Origin of the sequence: Streptomyces lydicus, from assembly GCF_001729485.1 — a bacterium.
GTDB classification, from domain to species: domain Bacteria; phylum Actinomycetota; class Actinomycetes; order Streptomycetales; family Streptomycetaceae; genus Streptomyces; species Streptomyces lydicus_D.
On sequence record NZ_CP017157.1, the window covers coordinates 4091839 to 4109336 of the forward strand.

18 protein-coding genes are annotated in these 17498 nt (G+C 71.7%); 8 read left to right on the forward strand and 10 right to left on the reverse strand.

Annotated features, from left to right (window positions below):
* The first annotated feature begins 234 nt into the window (after window positions 1-234).
* The gene (locus tag SL103_RS17720; RefSeq protein WP_069569984.1) at window positions 235-852 is read left to right on the forward strand and encodes a flavin reductase family protein; all 618 of its coding nucleotides are present in this window, start codon (window positions 235-237) and stop codon (window positions 850-852) included.
* Between the two features lie 292 nt (window positions 853-1144).
* On the forward strand, window positions 1145-1999 hold the full coding sequence (locus tag SL103_RS17725; protein ID WP_079145803.1) for an endonuclease/exonuclease/phosphatase family protein: 855 nt from the start codon (window positions 1145-1147) through the stop codon (window positions 1997-1999).
* Window positions 2000-2024: 25 nt separating this feature from the next.
* Here SL103_RS17725 and SL103_RS17730 read toward each other — a convergent pair whose 3' ends face one another.
* The 6 genes from SL103_RS17730 to SL103_RS17750 form a co-directional block, all read right to left on the reverse strand.
* Entirely contained in the window at window positions 2025-2264 is a 240-nt protein-coding gene (locus SL103_RS17730) for a DUF2277 domain-containing protein (protein WP_069569985.1), read from the reverse strand.
* Between the two features lie 107 nt (window positions 2265-2371).
* Window positions 2372-3142 carry an alpha-ketoglutarate-dependent dioxygenase AlkB family protein gene (locus tag SL103_RS17735; RefSeq protein ID WP_079145804.1) on the reverse strand — a complete coding sequence of 257 codons (771 nt, stop codon included), beginning with the start codon at window positions 3140-3142 and terminating at the stop codon, window positions 2372-2374.
* 52 nt (window positions 3143-3194) lie between these two features.
* The gene (locus tag SL103_RS17740) at window positions 3195-3638 is read right to left on the reverse strand and encodes a hypothetical protein (protein ID WP_244303945.1); all 444 of its coding nucleotides are present in this window, start codon (window positions 3636-3638) and stop codon (window positions 3195-3197) included.
* 368 nt (window positions 3639-4006) lie between these two features.
* Window positions 4007-4192 (reverse strand): hypothetical protein, encoded by a 186-nt coding sequence (locus SL103_RS37305; protein ID WP_104531181.1) that lies wholly within the window; start codon window positions 4190-4192, stop codon window positions 4007-4009.
* A 232-nt stretch (window positions 4193-4424) separates the two neighbouring features.
* The gene (locus SL103_RS17745) at window positions 4425-4796 is read right to left on the reverse strand and encodes a VOC family protein (RefSeq protein ID WP_069569986.1); all 372 of its coding nucleotides are present in this window, start codon (window positions 4794-4796) and stop codon (window positions 4425-4427) included.
* 255 nt (window positions 4797-5051) lie between these two features.
* The gene (locus SL103_RS17750; protein WP_079145805.1) at window positions 5052-6311 is read right to left on the reverse strand and encodes a serine hydrolase domain-containing protein; all 1260 of its coding nucleotides are present in this window, start codon (window positions 6309-6311) and stop codon (window positions 5052-5054) included.
* Window positions 6312-6587: 276 nt separating this feature from the next.
* On the opposite strand from SL103_RS17750, the gene SL103_RS17755 reads away from it, so the two are divergent.
* Window positions 6588-6824 carry a DUF6296 family protein gene (locus tag SL103_RS17755; RefSeq protein WP_033271021.1) on the forward strand — a complete coding sequence of 79 codons (237 nt, stop codon included), beginning with the start codon at window positions 6588-6590 and terminating at the stop codon, window positions 6822-6824.
* 173 nt (window positions 6825-6997) lie between these two features.
* On the opposite strand, the gene SL103_RS17760 is transcribed toward SL103_RS17755, so the two are convergent.
* Both SL103_RS17760 and SL103_RS17765 read right to left on the reverse strand, forming a co-directional pair.
* Window positions 6998-7264, reverse strand: a complete 267-nt coding sequence (locus SL103_RS17760) for a hypothetical protein (protein WP_069569987.1) — start codon at window positions 7262-7264, stop codon at window positions 6998-7000.
* Window positions 7265-7376: 112 nt separating this feature from the next.
* Window positions 7377-8087: an aspartate/glutamate racemase family protein gene (locus SL103_RS17765; RefSeq protein ID WP_069569988.1), complete on the reverse strand. Its 711-nt coding sequence runs from the start codon at window positions 8085-8087 to the stop codon at window positions 7377-7379.
* 254 nt (window positions 8088-8341) lie between these two features.
* Here SL103_RS17765 and SL103_RS17770 point away from each other — a divergent pair, with 254 nt between their 5' ends.
* Window positions 8342-9103, forward strand: a complete 762-nt coding sequence (locus SL103_RS17770; RefSeq protein WP_069569989.1) for a chitinase — start codon at window positions 8342-8344, stop codon at window positions 9101-9103.
* Window positions 9104-9171: 68 nt separating this feature from the next.
* On the opposite strand, the gene SL103_RS17775 is transcribed toward SL103_RS17770, so the two are convergent.
* Window positions 9172-10359: a cytochrome P450 family protein gene (locus SL103_RS17775; protein ID WP_069569990.1), complete on the reverse strand. Its 1188-nt coding sequence runs from the start codon at window positions 10357-10359 to the stop codon at window positions 9172-9174.
* Window positions 10360-10501: 142 nt separating this feature from the next.
* Entirely contained in the window at window positions 10502-11791 is a 1290-nt protein-coding gene (locus SL103_RS17780; RefSeq protein ID WP_069569991.1) for an ATP-binding protein, read from the reverse strand.
* A 249-nt stretch (window positions 11792-12040) separates the two neighbouring features.
* Between SL103_RS17780 and SL103_RS17785 the strand changes: the two genes are divergently transcribed.
* From SL103_RS17785 to proP, 4 genes are all read left to right on the forward strand, one after another.
* Window positions 12041-12766, forward strand: coding sequence for a Mut7-C RNAse domain-containing protein (locus SL103_RS17785; RefSeq protein ID WP_069573851.1), 726 nt, complete (start codon window positions 12041-12043; stop codon window positions 12764-12766).
* A gap of 768 nt (window positions 12767-13534) precedes the next feature.
* A complete protein-coding gene (locus tag SL103_RS38360; protein WP_164492831.1) occupies window positions 13535-14443 on the forward strand; it encodes a hypothetical protein in 909 nt (302 codons plus the stop codon).
* 126 nt (window positions 14444-14569) lie between these two features.
* Window positions 14570-15283 carry a class F sortase gene (locus tag SL103_RS17795; RefSeq protein WP_069569993.1) on the forward strand — a complete coding sequence of 238 codons (714 nt, stop codon included), beginning with the start codon at window positions 14570-14572 and terminating at the stop codon, window positions 15281-15283.
* Window positions 15284-15644: 361 nt separating this feature from the next.
* Window positions 15645-17156, forward strand: a complete 1512-nt coding sequence (proP, locus tag SL103_RS17800; protein WP_208869893.1) for a glycine betaine/L-proline transporter ProP — start codon at window positions 15645-15647, stop codon at window positions 17154-17156.
* Window positions 17157-17498: the final 342 nt, after the last annotated feature.

Genomic DNA, 17498 nt, shown 5'->3' on the forward strand with positions numbered 1-17498 from the left:
GGGCGCTTGGGGGAGTAGGCCGCCACGTGGTCATGGAGGTTGAGGGTGACGTGACCGCCGCGGGCGTGGGCGGGGACCTCGAAGTCCTCCCAAACGGTGGGGGCTGCTGTGGGCACGGTGTCGGATCCTGGTGCTCGGTGGCTCCCGATACCGGGCACTTTCCTCGAACTCAGGGGTCGCCTGGTGAGGTAGATCCGCTGTAGGCCCTCGCTGGTGCACCTGGATACTGATCCCATGCGTACTGACTTTGATCCCGCTGTCATGTCCCGCAACGACTTCTACCGGCTGCTGACCGCCACCGTGGTGCCGCGGCCGATCGCCTGGGTGTCGACCACCTCGGCGGACGGCACGCACAATCTCGCGCCGCACTCGTTCTTCACGATTGCCAGTGTGGCGCCTCCCGTTGTGCAGTTCAGCTCGGTGGGGCGGAAGGACACCCTGCGGAATATCGAAGCTACCGGGCAGTTTGTGGTGAATTTTGCGTCGGAGTCGCTTTTTGAGCAGATCAATGACACCGGCACCGATTTCCCGCACGGTGTGAGCGAGTTCGAGGCCGTCGGGATCGAATCCGAGCCGAGTCTGCGGGTGAAGCCGCTGCGGGTGGCGGCGTCGCCGGTGGCGCTGGAGTGCGAGGTGCACACGACGATCGGCATCGGGGACTCCACGATCGTGTTCGGGCGGGTGGTGCATGCCGTGGTGTCGGAGGACGTGCTGTCCGACGGGCACCCCGAGGTCAGCAAGCTGAAGCCGTTGTCGCGGCTGGGCAAGGACGAGTGGGCCACGCTCGGTGAGGTACGGGAGCTGGCGCGCATCCGGCACGCGGACTGGCGGGGGCCGGCGAGCGACCGGTAGCGGGGGAGGGCCGGCGGTCGGTCTGCTCGGCTCCGGAAGGTTTCAAGACGCTTCTTGCGAGGGCTATTTCCGGCGCACCGCGAGGTTCGAGAGTCTGTGGCCTGCTGGCTGACCGACTGGCTGACTGAGCGGAGTTGCTGTGACCGGTGGTGCTGTGACTGATGGTGCCGTGACTGATGGTGCCGTGACTGATGGTGCTGTGACTGGTGGTGTTGATTCAGCGTCTGACGGGGGCAGGGCTGCTCGGGCGGCCGAGGCTTCCCCGCTGAGCCGACGGTCCGCGGTCCGGGCGGTGGCTGCCGCGGCGGTCGCGGGGCCGGTGGTGTCGGCGGCGTACGGGGCGGGGACCGCGTACGCCGCCGATGACGGGCCGGCGCTGCGCGTGATGACGTTCAACCTGCGGTACGCCTCGGACGTCCGCCCGCACTCCTGGGCCGAGCGCCGGCCTGTGATGCGGAGCCTGCTGCGCCGCGCGGCCCCGCAGCTGCTCGGCACGCAGGAGGGGCTGTACGGGCAGCTCCGCGATATCGCAGAAGACCTGGGGGAGCACTACGACTGGGTGGGGACCGGGCGGGCCGGGGGCAGCAAGGACGAGTTCGCGGCGATCTTCTATGACGTGCGGCGGCTCGCGCCGGTTGAGTACGACCACTTCTGGCTGTCCGATACGCCGTATCTGATCGGCTCGTCGACCTGGGGAAACACCGTCATCCGGATGGTGACGTGGGTGCGCTTCCGCGATCTGCGCGACGGGAGCGAGTTCTACGCGCTCAACACCCATCTCGATCATGCACATCAGTACGCGCGGGAGCGGTCCGCCGGCCTGATCACCGAACGGCTGCACGGACTGGACGCCGCGCTGCCCCGGATCGTCACGGGTGATTTCAATGTCGCCGCGCACAAGAATCCGGTGTACGAGGCGATGCTGGACGGTGGGGCGCTGGTCGACAGCTGGGACACCGCCGAGCGGCGCAGCGCGCAGTACGCCACCTTCCACGGATACCAGCCGCTGGTGCGGGACGGGGACCGGATCGACTGGATCCTCACCTCGCCCGGGGTGCGGACGCGCCGCGCGTCGATCAACACCTACTCCGCGCACGGTCAGTTTCCGAGTGATCACCTGCCGGTGCAGTCCTGGGTCGAATGGTGAGCGGCGGCGCGTCGGCCGACGGTGCCTAGCGGGGAGGCGACACCTCCCGGCGGGGAGCGCCGCCGCGGACCTGAAGGTTGTCGAGGAGCTCCCGGGTCGCGGCCGTCACGGCGTCCACGGCGTGATCGAACACCTCTCGGTTGTGCGCGGCGGGCGCACGGAAGCCGGAGACCTTGCGGACGTACTGCAGGGCGGCGGCTCGGATGTCCTCATCCGAGACCTCGGGAGTGGTGGGCGGACGGAGCGTCTTGATGCTGCGGCACATGACTCCAGTGTGCCTCGGGGGTCTGACAACGACGACGGAAGCGGCCGCCGATGGTGGCGGCCGCCGGATCAGGGAGCGGGGTTGGCCGACGGGATCGGCCGACTGGATCAGCCGGGGAGGCCGGTCACCCGCATGGTGATGTTGAGACGGCCGCTGGTCAGACCGGTTGCCGGGTCGCCGGTACCGGGGTGCACCTTGGGCACGCCGTGGTACGCGAAGCGGGACGCCCCACCGAAGACGAACAGATCGCCCGAAGCCAGCTCGACATCGGTGTAGGGCTTGGTGCGCGTCTCGGTGTTGCCGAAGCGGAAGACACAGGTGTCGCCGACGCTGAGGGAGACCACCGGTGCGGCCGAGCGCTCCTCCTTGTCCTGGTGCATGCCGAGCTTCGCCTGACCGTCGTAGAAGTTGATCAGGGCGGTGTCCGGGGTGTAGCCGTCGCCCGCGGCCACGTCCTGATACGCCTCGACCAGCGCGCGGCGGCCCAGCTCCACCATCCAGGAGGGGAACGCGGCCACTCGGGCACCGTTCACATCGTCGGCGGTACGGGTGTACGCGTACGGCTGCCAGTGCCAGCCGATGCACACGGTCTGCACGGACATCACCCCACCGCGCGGGAGCTTGGTGTGCCGGATCGGGGCCGGTCCCCGCGCCCAGCCACGGCAGGCGTTGACCAGCTCGCGCTGCTGCGCCGGCGACAGCCAGCCGGGGATGTGGACGGCACCGGGGGCGACCTCACGGCGGGCTGGAGGGGAAGTGGCAGCGGCGGTGCGGGGGCCGGGGCGTCGCGCGGAGTCGCCGGATGGCCCGCTGTCCCCGGGATGCCCGCTGTCCGCGCCGCTCCCGAAGTCCTCGAAGCCGGGAAGTGGCGTGCTCATGTGCTCCTGCCTCTGCGCGCTGACTCTTTACAGCGTGCCACGTCGTGCCACGTCAGGGGGCGTCGGGCGCCGGGGGCGGCAGGTGCCGGACGAGCCAGCCGCGGTCGAGGGTCCAGACCCCGCCGTCGGCGGTGACACCGCGCATGCCCTGCAACGTGGCGGCACCGGCCAGCGCGGGGAGACGGGAGTCGCCGAGCGCGGCGAAGCCGTATGTGCGGGCCGGGTCCCAGGTGGTGCTCCGGCGGAGCCGGCGGCTCATCTGGGCCCAGCCGAGCGGGGCCGCGGCCACGACCCAGGCGTCCGGTTCCCCGGCGGCGAACCGCGTGGCCGGCCGCAGCCAGGACGCGGCGGTCTCCGGCCAGTCCACCGTGGCGAGGACCGTCCGCTCCTCCGCCGCGGACCACGCCGTGACGAAGGCCGCCGCGGACGCCCGCGAGGCGGTGTCCCGGCTGTGCCCGACGACCACGGTGCGGATACGGGGCCGGGCCGCGGTCAACAGGCCGAGGAGCGCGGTGAGTTCGGAGGGGTGTGCGGGGCGGGGGAGAGGAGGGTGTCGCCGCCGTACGCGGAGGCCGCGTCGTGGGGGACGAGGGGGGAGGGGGTGGCTGGAGAAGAAGGGGGCGCGGGGGACATGGGGCGGTGCCTCCGTGCGGAGCGGGAGGAGGGGAGGGGCGGTGGGTCGGCCTCGGGGCCGGAAGGGGTGTCGTACGTCGAGTGTGTGGCTTCGCCGGCGCTACGGCTGGCGGGAATCAGACGTCACCGTGGCGAGCCGCTCCGGCACCCGGCCCGGGACCCCGCCTCCGCAGTCGTCCGCCCGCTTCCCCGGTCCCCGCCGTCTTCTCCGGTTCCCGCCCCGTTCTCCGGCTACGCCGCCTCGACGACCTCGGAGCGGACCGCGAGTGTCCAGATCTCCAGCAGCACCGCGTACTCCGCCATGTCCTGCGACGTCCATGCCAGGCCGCGCCGGGCGCGCACAAATCGGCGAATCGATTCGTTGGCTTCGGAGGCAGGGGAGGGCAGGCGCGGATGCGCGGAAGGAGTTGGGGACATATGAGCAATGCTAGGGGCAGACACTGACAATGCCTCTCCATATACGGCGCCCGGCGGCCCGCCGCCGGCTTCAGCGATGCCGCCCGGGCGACGTCCCAACTCCCTGACCAGCCACGACCGTCGGACCGCCGGCGTCGCTCGCTGCCCGCATGTGTCCATTCCCACACGCTCCGCGGTCAACCCGCGGTAAGTGCGGTACGGGGCCCGCGCCTCGGGGCGGGGGCCCCGTGCCTCACGTGAGGAACAGGCAGAACGGGTGGCCCGCCGGGGCCAACAACACCCGCACGTCGTCCTGCGGTTGCCATGCGGCGCGGACGGCTCCCAGCGCCACGGCGTACGCCTCGGCCTCGTCCAGGTCGTCGACCCGGATGTCGAGGTGCAGCATCTTCTGCTGCTCCGCGGGGAGTTCGGGCCACACCGGTGGCCGGTAGTCCGGCTCGGACTGGAACGAGAGCCCGGTGCCCCCTTCCGGGTTCCGGAGCAGCACCCAGTCCGCTTCGCTGAGTTTCACCTCCCACCCCAGCAGCGCCTGGTAGAAGCCGGCAAGGGCCTGTGCGTCGGGGCAGTCCACGACCACCGTCGCCAGGGAGAACCGAGGTTTCATGGGGTCACCCTCTCCGCCGTCTCGTGTCGCTGCGCGCCAGGATGCTCTCCCCCTCGAAAGGGTGAGGGGCCGTCCGTGGGGTGCCCTCCATTGTGGCGGGCCGGAGCGCCGTGCGGGCGGGCCGCCGTTCTTCGTCGGACCGTCGTTGTCAGTGGTGGCCTTTACGGTGGTGCCCGTAATCATCCGAGCTGCTGGCGCTTCTCGGACCCGCCCCGCTCCCGTGACAGCGCACGGGAGTGGGGCTCCGCCGCCCGGTCAGCGGCGGTGATCGCCGAAGGCCCCCGGCCGGAGGTGGCCACCCGTTCCGCACATCGCCTGGACGAGGTGCGTGTCCATGGCCGCGTCTATCGGGCCGTACTGGGGCTTGTCGTGCGCGTCCAACTTCTGATAGCGCGTCAGGTTGAAGCCGAGGGACATCTGGCGCCGGCCGTCCGCGGTGGACAGGGACCAGGTCATGGCCCCGGGGACCAGGCCGTTGTGTCCCCAGACCGTCCCGCAGGGCAGCGGCATCTCGAACAGGCCCAGGCCGTAGCGCACCTTGCTGCCTTCGATCGGCACGGTGGTCTTCATCTGGCGCAGCTGGGCGGCGGGAAGCAGTTCGCCGCCGAGCAGCGCACGGTAGAAGCGGTTCAGGTCGGCCATCGTCGACACCAGTGAGCCGGCCGTGCCGGCCCAGGACATGTTGTAGACGGCGAAGTCGCGCGGGGGCTGGAAGAGGCCGTACGCGGCCTCGTACATCATGGCGTGCGGCCCGGTGAGCTGAGGCGAGCGCGGGAAGTAGGTGTGCCGCAGCCCGGCCTTCCGGATGACGTGGTCGGTGATGTACGCCTCCGGGGACCGCCCGGTGACCTTGCGCAGCAGCAGGCCCGCGAGCACGTAATTGGTGTTGGCGTAGTGATGGGCCTGCCCCGGCTCGCCGGTCGGCTTCGCGGCGAGGCCCAGCCGGGCCAGCTCGCGCGGGTCGAACTGGTGGAAGCGGTTGCCCTCGATGCTCTCCAGGGTGGGGAAGATCGCCGGGGCGTACTCGCCGATGCCGCTGGTGTGGTTGAGCAGCATCCGGACCGTGACGGCCCGGCCCCGCTGCCCGGGTACCAGGTCGGGCAGGTAGCGGCCGATCGGCGCGTCCAGCGCGATGCGCCCCTTGGCGACCTCCTGGAGGACGGCGACTGCCGTGAAGGACTTGGTGATGCTCCCGATGCGGTGGCGCATCTGGGGCGTGGTGGGGCGCCCGGTGCCGACATCGGCGACGCCTGCCGCGCCCTGCCACTCCTCGGTGCCGTCCCGCACCGCCGAGTAGGCGCCGTACATCCCCGCGTCGTGGAACGCCTTGAGCGTCCGGGACAGGGCCGCACGGTCGAGCCCGGCCCGGTCGGGGTGGGCCGCGGCGCCGGGGGAGGAGGGCCGGCCGGTCGTCGTGGCGGCCGAGGCGGCGGTCGGAACCGTCAGTGCGAGTAAGACGGCGGTGGCGGTGGCGGCCAGCCGCACTCGGCGGTGGCGGGTGGGGGGAACGGGCATGGGTTCTCCGTCAGTTCAGGGCTTGCGGCCCGCGTTGATCTTGGCTGTCACGATTCTGGTGGCGGCGTCGCGCCGGGCCGTCAACCCTGAGAACGACCTTGATCCCCGGTCCGCATGACAAATGTCAGGTTTCGCTGTGCGGCGGACGCCCGGTTCTCCTGAGGCGCGCTCGGCGCGGGTGGGCCACGATGGAAGAGCCGAGGTGCAACGACGCGTGTGCGGCGGTGGCGGTGAGCGTCGCCCGGAGCACTCGCCGAGCCGTATCGGGAGGCCCCGATGGATTACCCGGAACGCTACGAGCTGGTATTTCAGGCTCCGGCCGTGGAGGACGACGTGGTGGTCGTCCGGCGAACCGAGCGGGCGGGAGCCGGCGGGTTTCCGGTCTACGAGGACGAGTCGGGAATCGTGCGCGCGGAGATCAGCGATCGCGGCGAGGTCCGCATGCTGGCGAGCGGCGGCCACCAGATGCTCCGCACGCCGATGCTGGCGCGGCCGCTCGCCCCGGGGCCGTGAGGCCGCGGCGGGAGCCGTACCGCCCGCACGGCCGGCGCTCGGGGCCGCGCCCAGGCGCTTACGTGGTGTAGCGCAGGTGATTCACGGGGTAATGGGCCGGGCGGGTGGCGCGGCTTTCCGGGCACGTCGGGTGATCTCCCGGGCGGGTGGGGCGGGGCGACCGGCCTCGGCGGTCAGAGGCCGCGCAGGTGGTTGCGGCGGCGAGCGGGGTGGCCCGCGCCGGGGGTGGCCGGCCGGCCGGTGTCGGGGGCCGGTCCGGTGGCCTCGGGGGTGGTGTCGGAGGTGTCTGCCGGGTCCGCCTCGTCCGGCTGCTCGGCCCGCTCGTCGGGGTCGGCGCCGGATCCGTCCGGGGCCCCGGCTTCCGGTTCGCTCGCGGGGGTGGTTGCGTGTCCCGCGAGAACGGCCATGGCGCGTTCGAGAGTCTCCCCGGTGACCTGCATCCGGATTCTGGCCAGTCGTTCTAACTCGGTACGCGACACCACGTCAGAGTACCTGGCGCCACTTCAAACCTCGGCATGACGCAAATATCTGTCGGAGCGCACGAGTTGCGGGTCAGGGCGCGGGCAACTGGGCAGACGGGAGGGCTCGGGTGACCGCGGCCTCGGCGTGCAGTCTGGTGGTCGGGAAGACCGGCACCGGGCTGTGCTCGGGGCCGATGAGCAGTTCGATCTCGGTGCACCCCAGCACGATGCCCTCCGCGCCGGCGGCGACGAGGTCGTCGATCACGGCCCGGTACGCGGCGCGGGACTCCTCGCGCACCACGCCGAGGCACAGCTCCTCGTAGATCACCCGGTGGACGGTGCCGCGCGCGGCGGCGTCCGGCACCAGTACGGTCAGCCCGTGGCGTTCGAGGCGTCCCCGGTAGAAGTCCTGCTCCATGGTGAAGGCGGTGCCCAGCAGTCCGATCCGGCGCAGGCCGCGTGCGCGCACGGCTTCCGCCGTGGTGTCGGCGAGGTGGAGCAGCGGGACGCTCACCGCTGCGGCCACCTCGTCGGCCACCTTGTGCATGGTGTTGGTGCAGATCAGCAGCATGTCCACGCCGGCTGACTCCAGCGCTCCGGCCGCCTCGGCGAGTATCTCGGCGGCCTGCTCCCAGCGGCCCTCGGCCTGCAGGCGTTCGATCTCCGCGAAGTCCACCGAGTAGAGCACGCAGCGCGCGGAGTGCAGCCCGCCCAGGCGCTCGCGCGTCAGCTCGTTGAGCAGGCGGTAGTACTCGGCGGTGGACTCCCAGCTCATGCCCCCGAGGAGCCCGATCGTTTGCATCATTGCGTCACTCTCGCACATGGCCGCCGGGACCCGTCGAGGTCCTCGGGCAACAGGGCGCCGCATTGGTATGGACAACCTCAACCGACCACCCATAGCCTGAGGTTGGTCTAGACCGCAGTCCTCGGTGGGTGTGGCGCCCCGTCCGCCGTCCTCGCCCGCGCATGTCCGACGCCCGGGCTCCGTAAGGCAATTACCCCCCACAGCGGCCTGCCTTCCCCTGCCCGGAGACCGGCCGCGCGAAGGAGTTCCGCATGCGTTCTCGTCTTGCCGCGGTGCTGAGTGCCGCCACCGTTGCCGTGGGCCTCGCCCTCGTCGTGCCGGCCGGCCCGGCCGCGGCGACAGCGGACTGTCCGTCCTGCGCCGTGGCCCCGGCCGGCAGCGGCACCCGCGCCGAGGGATTCGTCGTCAGCGAGGCGCAGTTCAACCAGATGTTCCCGAACCGGAACCCGTTCTACACGTACGGCGGGCTGACCGCGGCGCTCAGCGCCTACCCGGAGTTCGCCAACACCGGGAGCGACACCGTCAAGCGGCAGGAGGCCGCGGCCTTCCTCGCCAACGTCGGCCACGAGACCGGTGGCCTGGTCCACGTGGTGGAGCAGAACACCGGCAACTACCCGCACTACTGCGACGCCACCCAGCCCTACGGATGCCCGGCGGGTCAGGCCGCCTATTACGGGCGTGGGCCGATCCAGCTCAGCTGGAACTTCAACTACAAGGCGGCGGGCGACGCGTTGGGCATCGATCTGCTGCACAACCCGTACCTCGTCGAGCAGGACGCCGCCGTCGCCTGGAAGACCGCGCTCTGGTACTGGAACACCCAGACCGGCCCGGGCCGGATGACTCCGCACACCGCGATGGTCACCGGCGCGGGCTTCGGCGAGACGATCCGCAGCATCAACGGCTCCCTGGAGTGCAACGGCGGCAACCCGGGCCAGGTGCAGAGCCGGATCGACAACTACACGAACTTCGTCCAGATCCTCGGGACCACCCCCGGCGACAACCTGAGCTGCTGACGGCGGTACCGGCCGGGCCCTGTGGTGGCGGGCCCGGCCGGTGCCCGTCGTGGTGCCCCGGCCCGGCTCTACCAGCGGACCGGCAGCTGCTCCGTCCCCCGGATGAGCATCCCGGTGCGCCACGTCAGGGCCTCCGGATCGACGTCCAGGGCGAGGTCGGGGCAGCGCTCCAGCAGGGACCGGAGGGCGACCCGGGCCTCCAACCGGGCCAGTGGCGCGCCGAGGCAGAAGTGGATGCCGTGACCGAAGGCGGCGTGGCCGCGGGCGTCACGGGTGATGTCGAAGTCGTCGGCCGCGCTGTAGCGGTCCGGGTCCCGGGAGGCGGAGGCCAGGGCGACCAGGATCGTCTCCCCGGCGGGGATCGACGTGCCGCCGATCTCGATCGGCTCGGCGTTGAACCGCCAGGTCGCCGTCTCCACCGGCCCGTCGTAGCGCAGCATCTCCTCGACGGCGTTGTCGAGGAGGGAGAAGTCGGCGCGCAGCGCCGCCAGTTGGGCCGGGTGCTGGAGCAGCGCCCGTACGCCGTTGGACAGCAGACTGACCGTCGTCTCGTGCCCGGCGACCAGCAGCAGGAAGGCCGTGCCGACCAGCTCCTCCCGCGAGAGCTGGTCACCGTCCTCGTCGCTGGTGCGGATCAGGTCGCTGAGCAGGCCCTCACCGGGGTCCTTGCGGCGCGCCTCGATGAGCCCGACGAGGTAGTCCGACATCGCGACGCTCGCCGCGTACGCCGCCTCCTCGCCGGTCGGCGCGACGAGCTCGTTCGACCAGCCGCGGAACGCCTCCCGGTCCATGGCGGGGACGCCGATGAGCTCGCAGATCACCGTCATCGGCAACGGGAAGGCGAGGGCCTCGACGAGATCGGCCCGGCCGTCCGGCGCGGCGAGCATCGCGTCGAGCAGCTCGTCGGTGATCTGCTGCACCCGCGGCCGGAGCGCCTCCACCCGGCGCGTGGTGAACTCCTTCGCCACCAGCTTCCGCAGCCGGGTGTGGTGCGGCGGGTCCGCGTCCAGCATGTTGGTGAACAACGCGGATTCCTCGCCGTCGCCGAGCTGGCCGGACGCCCGCCAGTTCTTGCTCAGGCGGGGATCGGTGAGGGCGCCGCGGACCGCCTCGTGCCCGACGACCAGCCACACGTCCGGGCCGTTGGGGAGGCGCACCCGGTGCACCGGCCCCTGGGCCCGCAGCTTGGCGTAGTACTTGTACGGGTTCGCGGTGAAGTCCGCACCGTAAGCGCCCAGATCCACAATCTCCGGCATGTATGGTCCCGTCCCTCTCGATGATTCCCGGGAAGTTCGTCCCCCGGCCCTCACCAGCACCGTACGTACCAGCCCGGTCCTCGGCATCGACCCAGCGGAGGAGCCGCGGGCGGCGGTGTCCTCCTCTCGCAGTGCACCGGTGTCAGCAGCGGGCGTGCGCCGTGATGTCCGCGGTGAACTCGTCGATCATCGCCGGGGTGACCGTCGGCCGGCACCGGTCGAGGGCGGCGAGATAGTCCTGGGTGCCCGCACCGAGCCGCCCGTGGGCACCCGCGCCGACCCCGACCGCCTCCAGATCCCGCTCGAACGACGCCTGCGCCGCCATCCGCGCGGCGTGCTCGATGTCGGCCGGGGTGAACAGCTCGCTGGCCGCCACCAGGGCCGCGACATCCACCTCGGCCCGCCCGTCCGTGTACCGCGACCAGATCGCCGAGCGGGCCGCCGGGTCCGGCGTTCCGATCGGAATCACATAGTCGAAGCGGCCGGGCCGCAGGAACGCCGGGTCCAGCGAGCGGATGGAGTTGGTGGCGCACACCAGCAGCCGCTCGTCGCGCTCCCGGAAGCCCGGTATCAGCTTCAGCAGCTCGTTGGTCACCCCGTGCAGTCCGCCGGGCTGCGCCGGCTCGTTGCGGACCGGTGCGATCTCCTCGACCTCGTCGATGAAGACCAGCACCCGCTCCAGCTCCGCGATCCGGGCGAACGCGCTGCGCAGCGCGTTCGCGAGATTGCCCTCGTCGGCCAGTCGGGACGGCAGCAGCTCGACGAACGGCCAGCCCAGCCGGGCGGCGATGCCCCGCGCGAAGGTGGTCTTCCCGGTCCCCGGCGGGCCGAACAGGGCGACCGCCCGCGGCGGTCGGACCCCGTGCCGGGCCGCCCGCTCCGGCTCCGCCAGCGGCAGCACCACCCGCCGCTCGATGAGGTCCTTCTCCGCCTCCATGCCGGCCACCTTCGACCAGAGGTCGGCCGGCAGGAACCGGCCGCCGAGGTCCTCCAGGAGGCCGGCCGCGGGCCCGTGGTGCGGCTCGACCTTCTCGAAGTAGGCCACTGCGGGCTGACGGGTGTAGCCCGCGTTGAGCAGGCCCTCCCCGAGCAGCTCCTCCTCGGGCAGTACGTAGGCGATCCGGCTCACCCGGGCGGCCATCAGCCGCCGCTCCAGCTCCACCAGCAGGGCGCTCGCCAGCCCGCGGCCGCGCCAGGCGGAGGAGATCGCGATCCGCATCACCCAGCCCCGCTCACCTGCGACACACGCGAGCGCCGCACCGATGGGCGCCCCCTGGTGGACGGCCACCACGGCGGGCTGCCGGGAGGTCAGCGCGCTGATGCACTCGGCGAGCGAGAACACGGACTCCTGCCCGAGCTCGGCCGTGGAGTCGATCAGGTGGACCACCTCGGCGAGATCCTTCTCGCGGTAATCGTGGATGAGCCAGTTCACCGGTACCGCCCCTCATTGGTGATGTTGGTGATGTGGTGGCAGTGAGGCTAGGTGCGGCGGGGGAGCGGGTCCTGCTCCACGGCGCACAATCCGGCGTCCGCTCCGCTACGGTCCGTACGTAGCCAGATCCGTACGCGGCCCGCTCCGGCCGCGCACCGGCAGACCGCCGTTCCGCGCCCGGTGCCGCACGCCTGTGACCGGCGGGAATCCACTGGCTGGCGCGGCCCGCACGGTGACATGCTGGCCGGCGTGAACGGTCCCGAAATTCCCTTCAGCTTCGCCCCTGAGCTGCACGTCTTCGTCGCGGCGGAGCACCGCACCCCCGGTACGCCGGTGGTGACCGACGGGTCGTCGACGCTCGGCCATGTCGTCGAGTCGCTCGGCGTCCCGCTCACCGAGGTCGGCCGGCTCGTCGTGGACGGCGTCGAGGTCTCCGCCGCCCACGTCCCGAGCGCGGGCGAGGGCATCGAGGTGCAGGCCGTCGAGCGCCCCCAGCGCGTCCCCGGCGCACCGCTGCGGTTCCTGCTCGACGTCCACCTCGGCACGCTCGCGCGCCGGCTGCGGCTGCTCGGCGTCGACGCGGCGTACACCAACGAGGACCCCGGCGACGCCGCCCTGGCCGCGCTGTCGGCGGACGAGCGGCGGGTGCTGCTCTCACGGGACCGCGGGCTTCTGCGCCGAAGGGAGATCTGGGCCGGCGCGTTCGTCTACAGCGACCGGCCCGCGGACCAACTCCGGGACGTACTGGAGCGCTTCGCGCCCGCACTCGCCCCGTGGACGCGCTGCACCGCGTGCAACGGCCAGCTGGCGGACGCCGACAAGGACTCCGTCCGCGAGCACCTCGAACACGGCACGCAGCGCACCTACGACGTCTTCGCCCAGTGCACCGCCTGCGGCCGGGTCTACTGGCGCGGCGCACACCACGCCCGTCTGGAGGCGATCGTCGACGAGGCGCTCCGGGACAGCACCACCTGAGACGCGCGACGGAGGGCGCAGCCGGGCGCCCGGTGGCGCACGGGAACGGGCGGGCGGCGGGAGAATACCGGCGCGCCCCGGTATCGCCACCCCGGTGACCCGGACGTCCGTACGCGTTCCGCCGCCCGGGTGAGACGGGCCCCGTCCACGCCACCGACGGCGTACCGCCGGGCGGGTCCGCCGGTCCAGCGGTGAGCGCCCCCCGGTGCGCGGCCTCGGGCCGGGCACGGGCCTCAGGTGAGCGGCCTCCAGGTGTCCCGGTGGCGAACACGGCGGTACGGGCGGCTCGTTGGGAAGCGCCGTGCGCCCTCGACCGTGACCCGATCGATGAAGTCCCTTTCACTTCAGGCGAGTTGGTTGCGACGGGCCGTTCATCGGCCGTCACCGCACGGTGAGTCGAGCGGTTCGGTGGGGGCTGCTGCCGGCCCCGGGCGGCGACTGCGGACCGTCGGCGTGTCGCGGAGAGGCGCCCGTTCGGGCAGTCGGCGGGCGTGGGCCGCGCCCTTGTTGAGTGATGAAGTATCCGGCGTACGCACCCGTCGCGGAGACCCCTAGCCCACTCGTTGCGCGACACGCCGACGACGCGCGCCGTCCAACGGGTGAATCCGTCGTCTTCCGCCACCCGAAGAGCCCATGGGGTCCCTCGAATGCGACGTTCTCCGGTGGTGCGAGGCCGCGATTCGGCTGACGGTGATCACGTCGCTACTGCGATCCGATGTGCCGACAAAGAGTCAGCCTTCGCAGTCGCGCCGAAAGGAACCTCTCCCCATGCGCACTGCTCGCACCCTGTTTGCCTCGGCTGCCATCACGGCAGCCCTGGCAATCTCCGCACCCGCTGCAAATGCCATGATCATGGAGGAACTCGCCACTCCGAGTGGCACGTCCTCCGACCACGACAGGAACTGCGACTACGGCCGGGACCACGGCCGCGACGGCCGCGACGGCGGGCGTGACGGTGGCGGCCGTGACGGCCGCGGCAACGGTCGCGACAACGGCCGGGACAACGGTCGTGACGGCCGGGACAACGGTCGCGACGGGCGCGACAACGGCCGGGACGGTCGCGACAACGGTCGGGACCACGGTCGCGACGGCCGGGACAACGGACGTGACTTCGGTCGGGACCGTGACCACGGCCGTGACCGCGGTGACTACGGCCGTGACCGCGGTGACTACGGCCGCGACCGGGACTGCCGCGACAACAGGCGGAAGCCGAGCGGCGGCGTGCACACCGGTGGCGGCTTCATGGCCAGGACCGTCGTCGGTGACTGGGACCAGGGCGGCGGCTACGGCGACGGCCACGGGCGTGACGGTGGCGGCCGTGACGGCGGCCGCGACCACGGGCGTGACGGCGGCGGCCGTGACGGCGGCCGGGACCACGGACGTGACGGTGGCGGCCGTGACGGCGGCCGGGACCACGGACGTGACGGTGGCGGGCGTGACGGCGGCGGCCGTGACGGTGGCTACGGCGGCTACGGGCGTGACGGTGGCTACGGGCGTGACGGCGGGTACGGCGGCTACGGCGACCACCGCAAGCCGCACGGTGGCATCCACACCGGTGGCGGCGGCATGGCCACCGGCAGCGGCATGGCCGCCGGTTCCGTCCTGATGCTCGGTGGCCTCGGCGCCGGTGCCTACATGCTGCGCCGTCGCAACGCCGCGGGCTCTGCGGCGGCCTGATCCGGCTGACCGTACGGAGGCCGCAGTGCCGTCGCGGCCACCGTTCCTCGCGGACGGTGGCCGCGGCGACTGCGTATCGCACCTCCCACGCCCCGCCGCCGTACCGCTCATGAAAGGCACCCGCACATGACCGCCCAGCAGTCGCCGCCCCAGCCGAAACAGCACTCCTCCCGAACCGCCCCCGCGACCCGTCCCGTCGGGCGTGGCCTGTTGTGGTCCGCGGCAGCTTTTCTGCTGGGTTCCCTGCTCGTCTACAACTCCGTGGACACCTCGGCAGACCCCAAGCCGCAAGCCCAGCACACCGCCGCGTCCGCCACCCCCAGGGCGAACGCCTCCGCCACGACTCCTTCCCAGGGCTCCGCGGGCCTGGCGCTGCCGCGCTCCCTGCCGAAGCGGATCCGGATCCCCACCATCGCCGTCGACGCGCCCTTCACCCAGCTCGGCATCACCCCGACCGGACAGCTCGAAGCACCGCCCGCCGGCGACAACAACCTCGTCGGATGGTTCAAGGAAGGTGCCACGCCCGGCGAGCGCGGCTCCTCGATCATCGCGGGACACGTCGACACCAAGACCGGACCCGCGGTGTTCATGCAACTCGAATCCCTCAAGCCCGGCGGCCTCGTCAACATCACCCGCGAGGACGGCATGGTCGCGACCTTCAAGGTCGACACCGTCGAGACCTTCAGCAAGTCGAAGTTCCCGAACGACCGGGTCTACGCCGACGTACCGACCGCACAACTCCGCATCATCACCTGCGGTGGCGCCTACGACAGAAAGGTCAGGGACTACGTCGACAACGTCGTGGTATTCGCCCACCTCGACTCCTTCCGACGCGCCTGAGCGGACCGCCCCCGCGGTGCGGGGGCGTGTCCCGCAACCCCTACGGACGCCAATCCTGACGGACGCAACCGGGCAATGCCCGGGCCGGACCTCGCCGGCCCGGGCATTCGTCATGCCGTCCGGCCCCACGACACGCGGCTCACCGGTTCTGTCTCCGTCACGGAACTGCCGGGAATAATGAGCCCGCGATCAGCGGCCGGTCAGTCATCGGCCGATTGCCAAAGGCCCTCGGTGAAGCCCACTTCCCCAGGCATCGCATCCGCCCCGTGGACGGGATGAAATGAGCGCCGGACGCCAGAAACCCTCGAATCCGCGAAAGGGCCGGAAGCCGGCCCGTGGGGGCACCGCCGCCACCGACCGCATGCTCCGCATTCTGCTGCGCCGCCGCAAACAGCCGCTGAGCGCCGAGGACGTCACCGTCACCGACCGCCCGGCGGTCCGCAGGGCGGTCTCCGCGGCCGCGCTGGGCAACACCATGGAGTGGTTCGACTTCGGCGTCTACGCCTACCTCGCGGGCACGCTGGGAAAGGTCTTCTTCCCGTCGAGTTCGCCCGGGGCCCAGGTGGTGTCGGCCTTCGCCACATTCGCCGCGGCATTTCTCGTCCGGCCGCTCGGTGGCCTCGTATTCGGCCCGCTCGGCGACCGAATCGGCCGTAAACGGGTTCTCGCCGCCACCATGATCATGATGGCGATCAGTACCTTCGCCGTCGGATTTCTGCCCTCTTACAACACGATCGGCTTCGCCGCACCCATTCTGCTGCTGATCTGCCGCCTCGTGCAGGGATTCTCCACCGGTGGTGAGTACGCCGGAGCCACCACCTACATCGCCGAATACGCCCCGGACACCCGGCGGGGATTCCTCGGCAGCTGGCTCGATTTCGGCACCTTCGTCGGCTACTCGCTCGGCTCCGGACTGGTCACCCTGCTCACGGCCGTGCTCGGCGACGACGGCCTGGTGGCCTGGGGCTGGCGGCTGCCGTTCCTCCTCGCCGGGCCCCTGGGCCTGATCGGCCTGTACATGCGCCTCCGGCTGGAGGAGACCCCCGCCTTCCAGCGCGAGGCCGAAGCGGCCCACCAGGACGCGGAGGAGGCCCGCGCGGCGGGCGGCGAGGACCCGGTCGAGGAGGCCCGGCAGTCCGGCCACGGCCGGCTCAAGGAGATCTTCACCCGGCACTGGCAGGCGGTCCTGATCTGCATGGGCCTGGTCCTGCTCTACAACGTCACCAACTACATGGTGACCTCGTACCTGCCGACCTACATGACCGAGACCCTCGGCCAGGACTCGCTCACCGCCCAGTTGCTCGTCCTCGGCACCATGATCGTCGTGGCGCTCACCATCACCACCGTGGGCCGCAGCTCCGACCGCTGGGGACGCCGGCCGCTCTTCATGGCGGGCAGCGCCGCCCTGATCGTCCTGGCCGCACCCGCGGTGCTCCTCATCCGCACCGGCGGCATCCTGCTGCCGGCCTTCGGATGCCTGATCCTGGGGCTGCTGCTGGTGTGTTTCGCGGGCACCTCAGCCGCCACCCTGCCCGCGCTCTTCCCGACCCGGCTGCGCTACGGCGCCCTGTCGATCTCCTTCAACATCTCGGTGTCGCTGTTCGGCGGCACGACACCCCTGATCGCCTCCGGGCTCGTCGCGGCGACCGGCAACACCATGGTGCCCGCCTACTACCTGATGGTCGCCGGCGTCATCGGGCTGGTCTCCACGTTCTTCCTCCACGAGACGGCGGGCAAGCCGCTGCGGGGCTCCGGCCCGATGGTGGAGACCGAGGAGCAGGCACAGGAACTGGTCGCCCGGAGCCGCACCGAGGCCGGGCGGCGGGCCAGGGACCTCTGGGTGCGGCTGCGTCACCCCTGGTCGCACCACTGAACGGGCGAAGCTGCCACACCGACGGAACCCGGCCCCCTCACCCGGTCGGCGCAAGCCCCGGTACGCCCCCGGCGACCGGCGGCGCACCTCGCCCCCGGCGCCTTGAGCGGCCCGGCGTGCCCCGCGGCACGGTCGGCATGCACCGCGTCCGCGGCCCGTCCGGTCACCCGCTCTCCCAACCGGACGGCACGAGACCGCTCAACGACGCTTAGTGCGGACCCAGTTGGGCCGGGAGGCGGGAACGGTTCGTCACCCGGAGAGCTGGACGACAGGGTCGAGACCGTCCGCGGTGACGGGCGAGCACGGAAGCGCCGGCAGCCCGTGGTCGGGGCATGCCGGGAC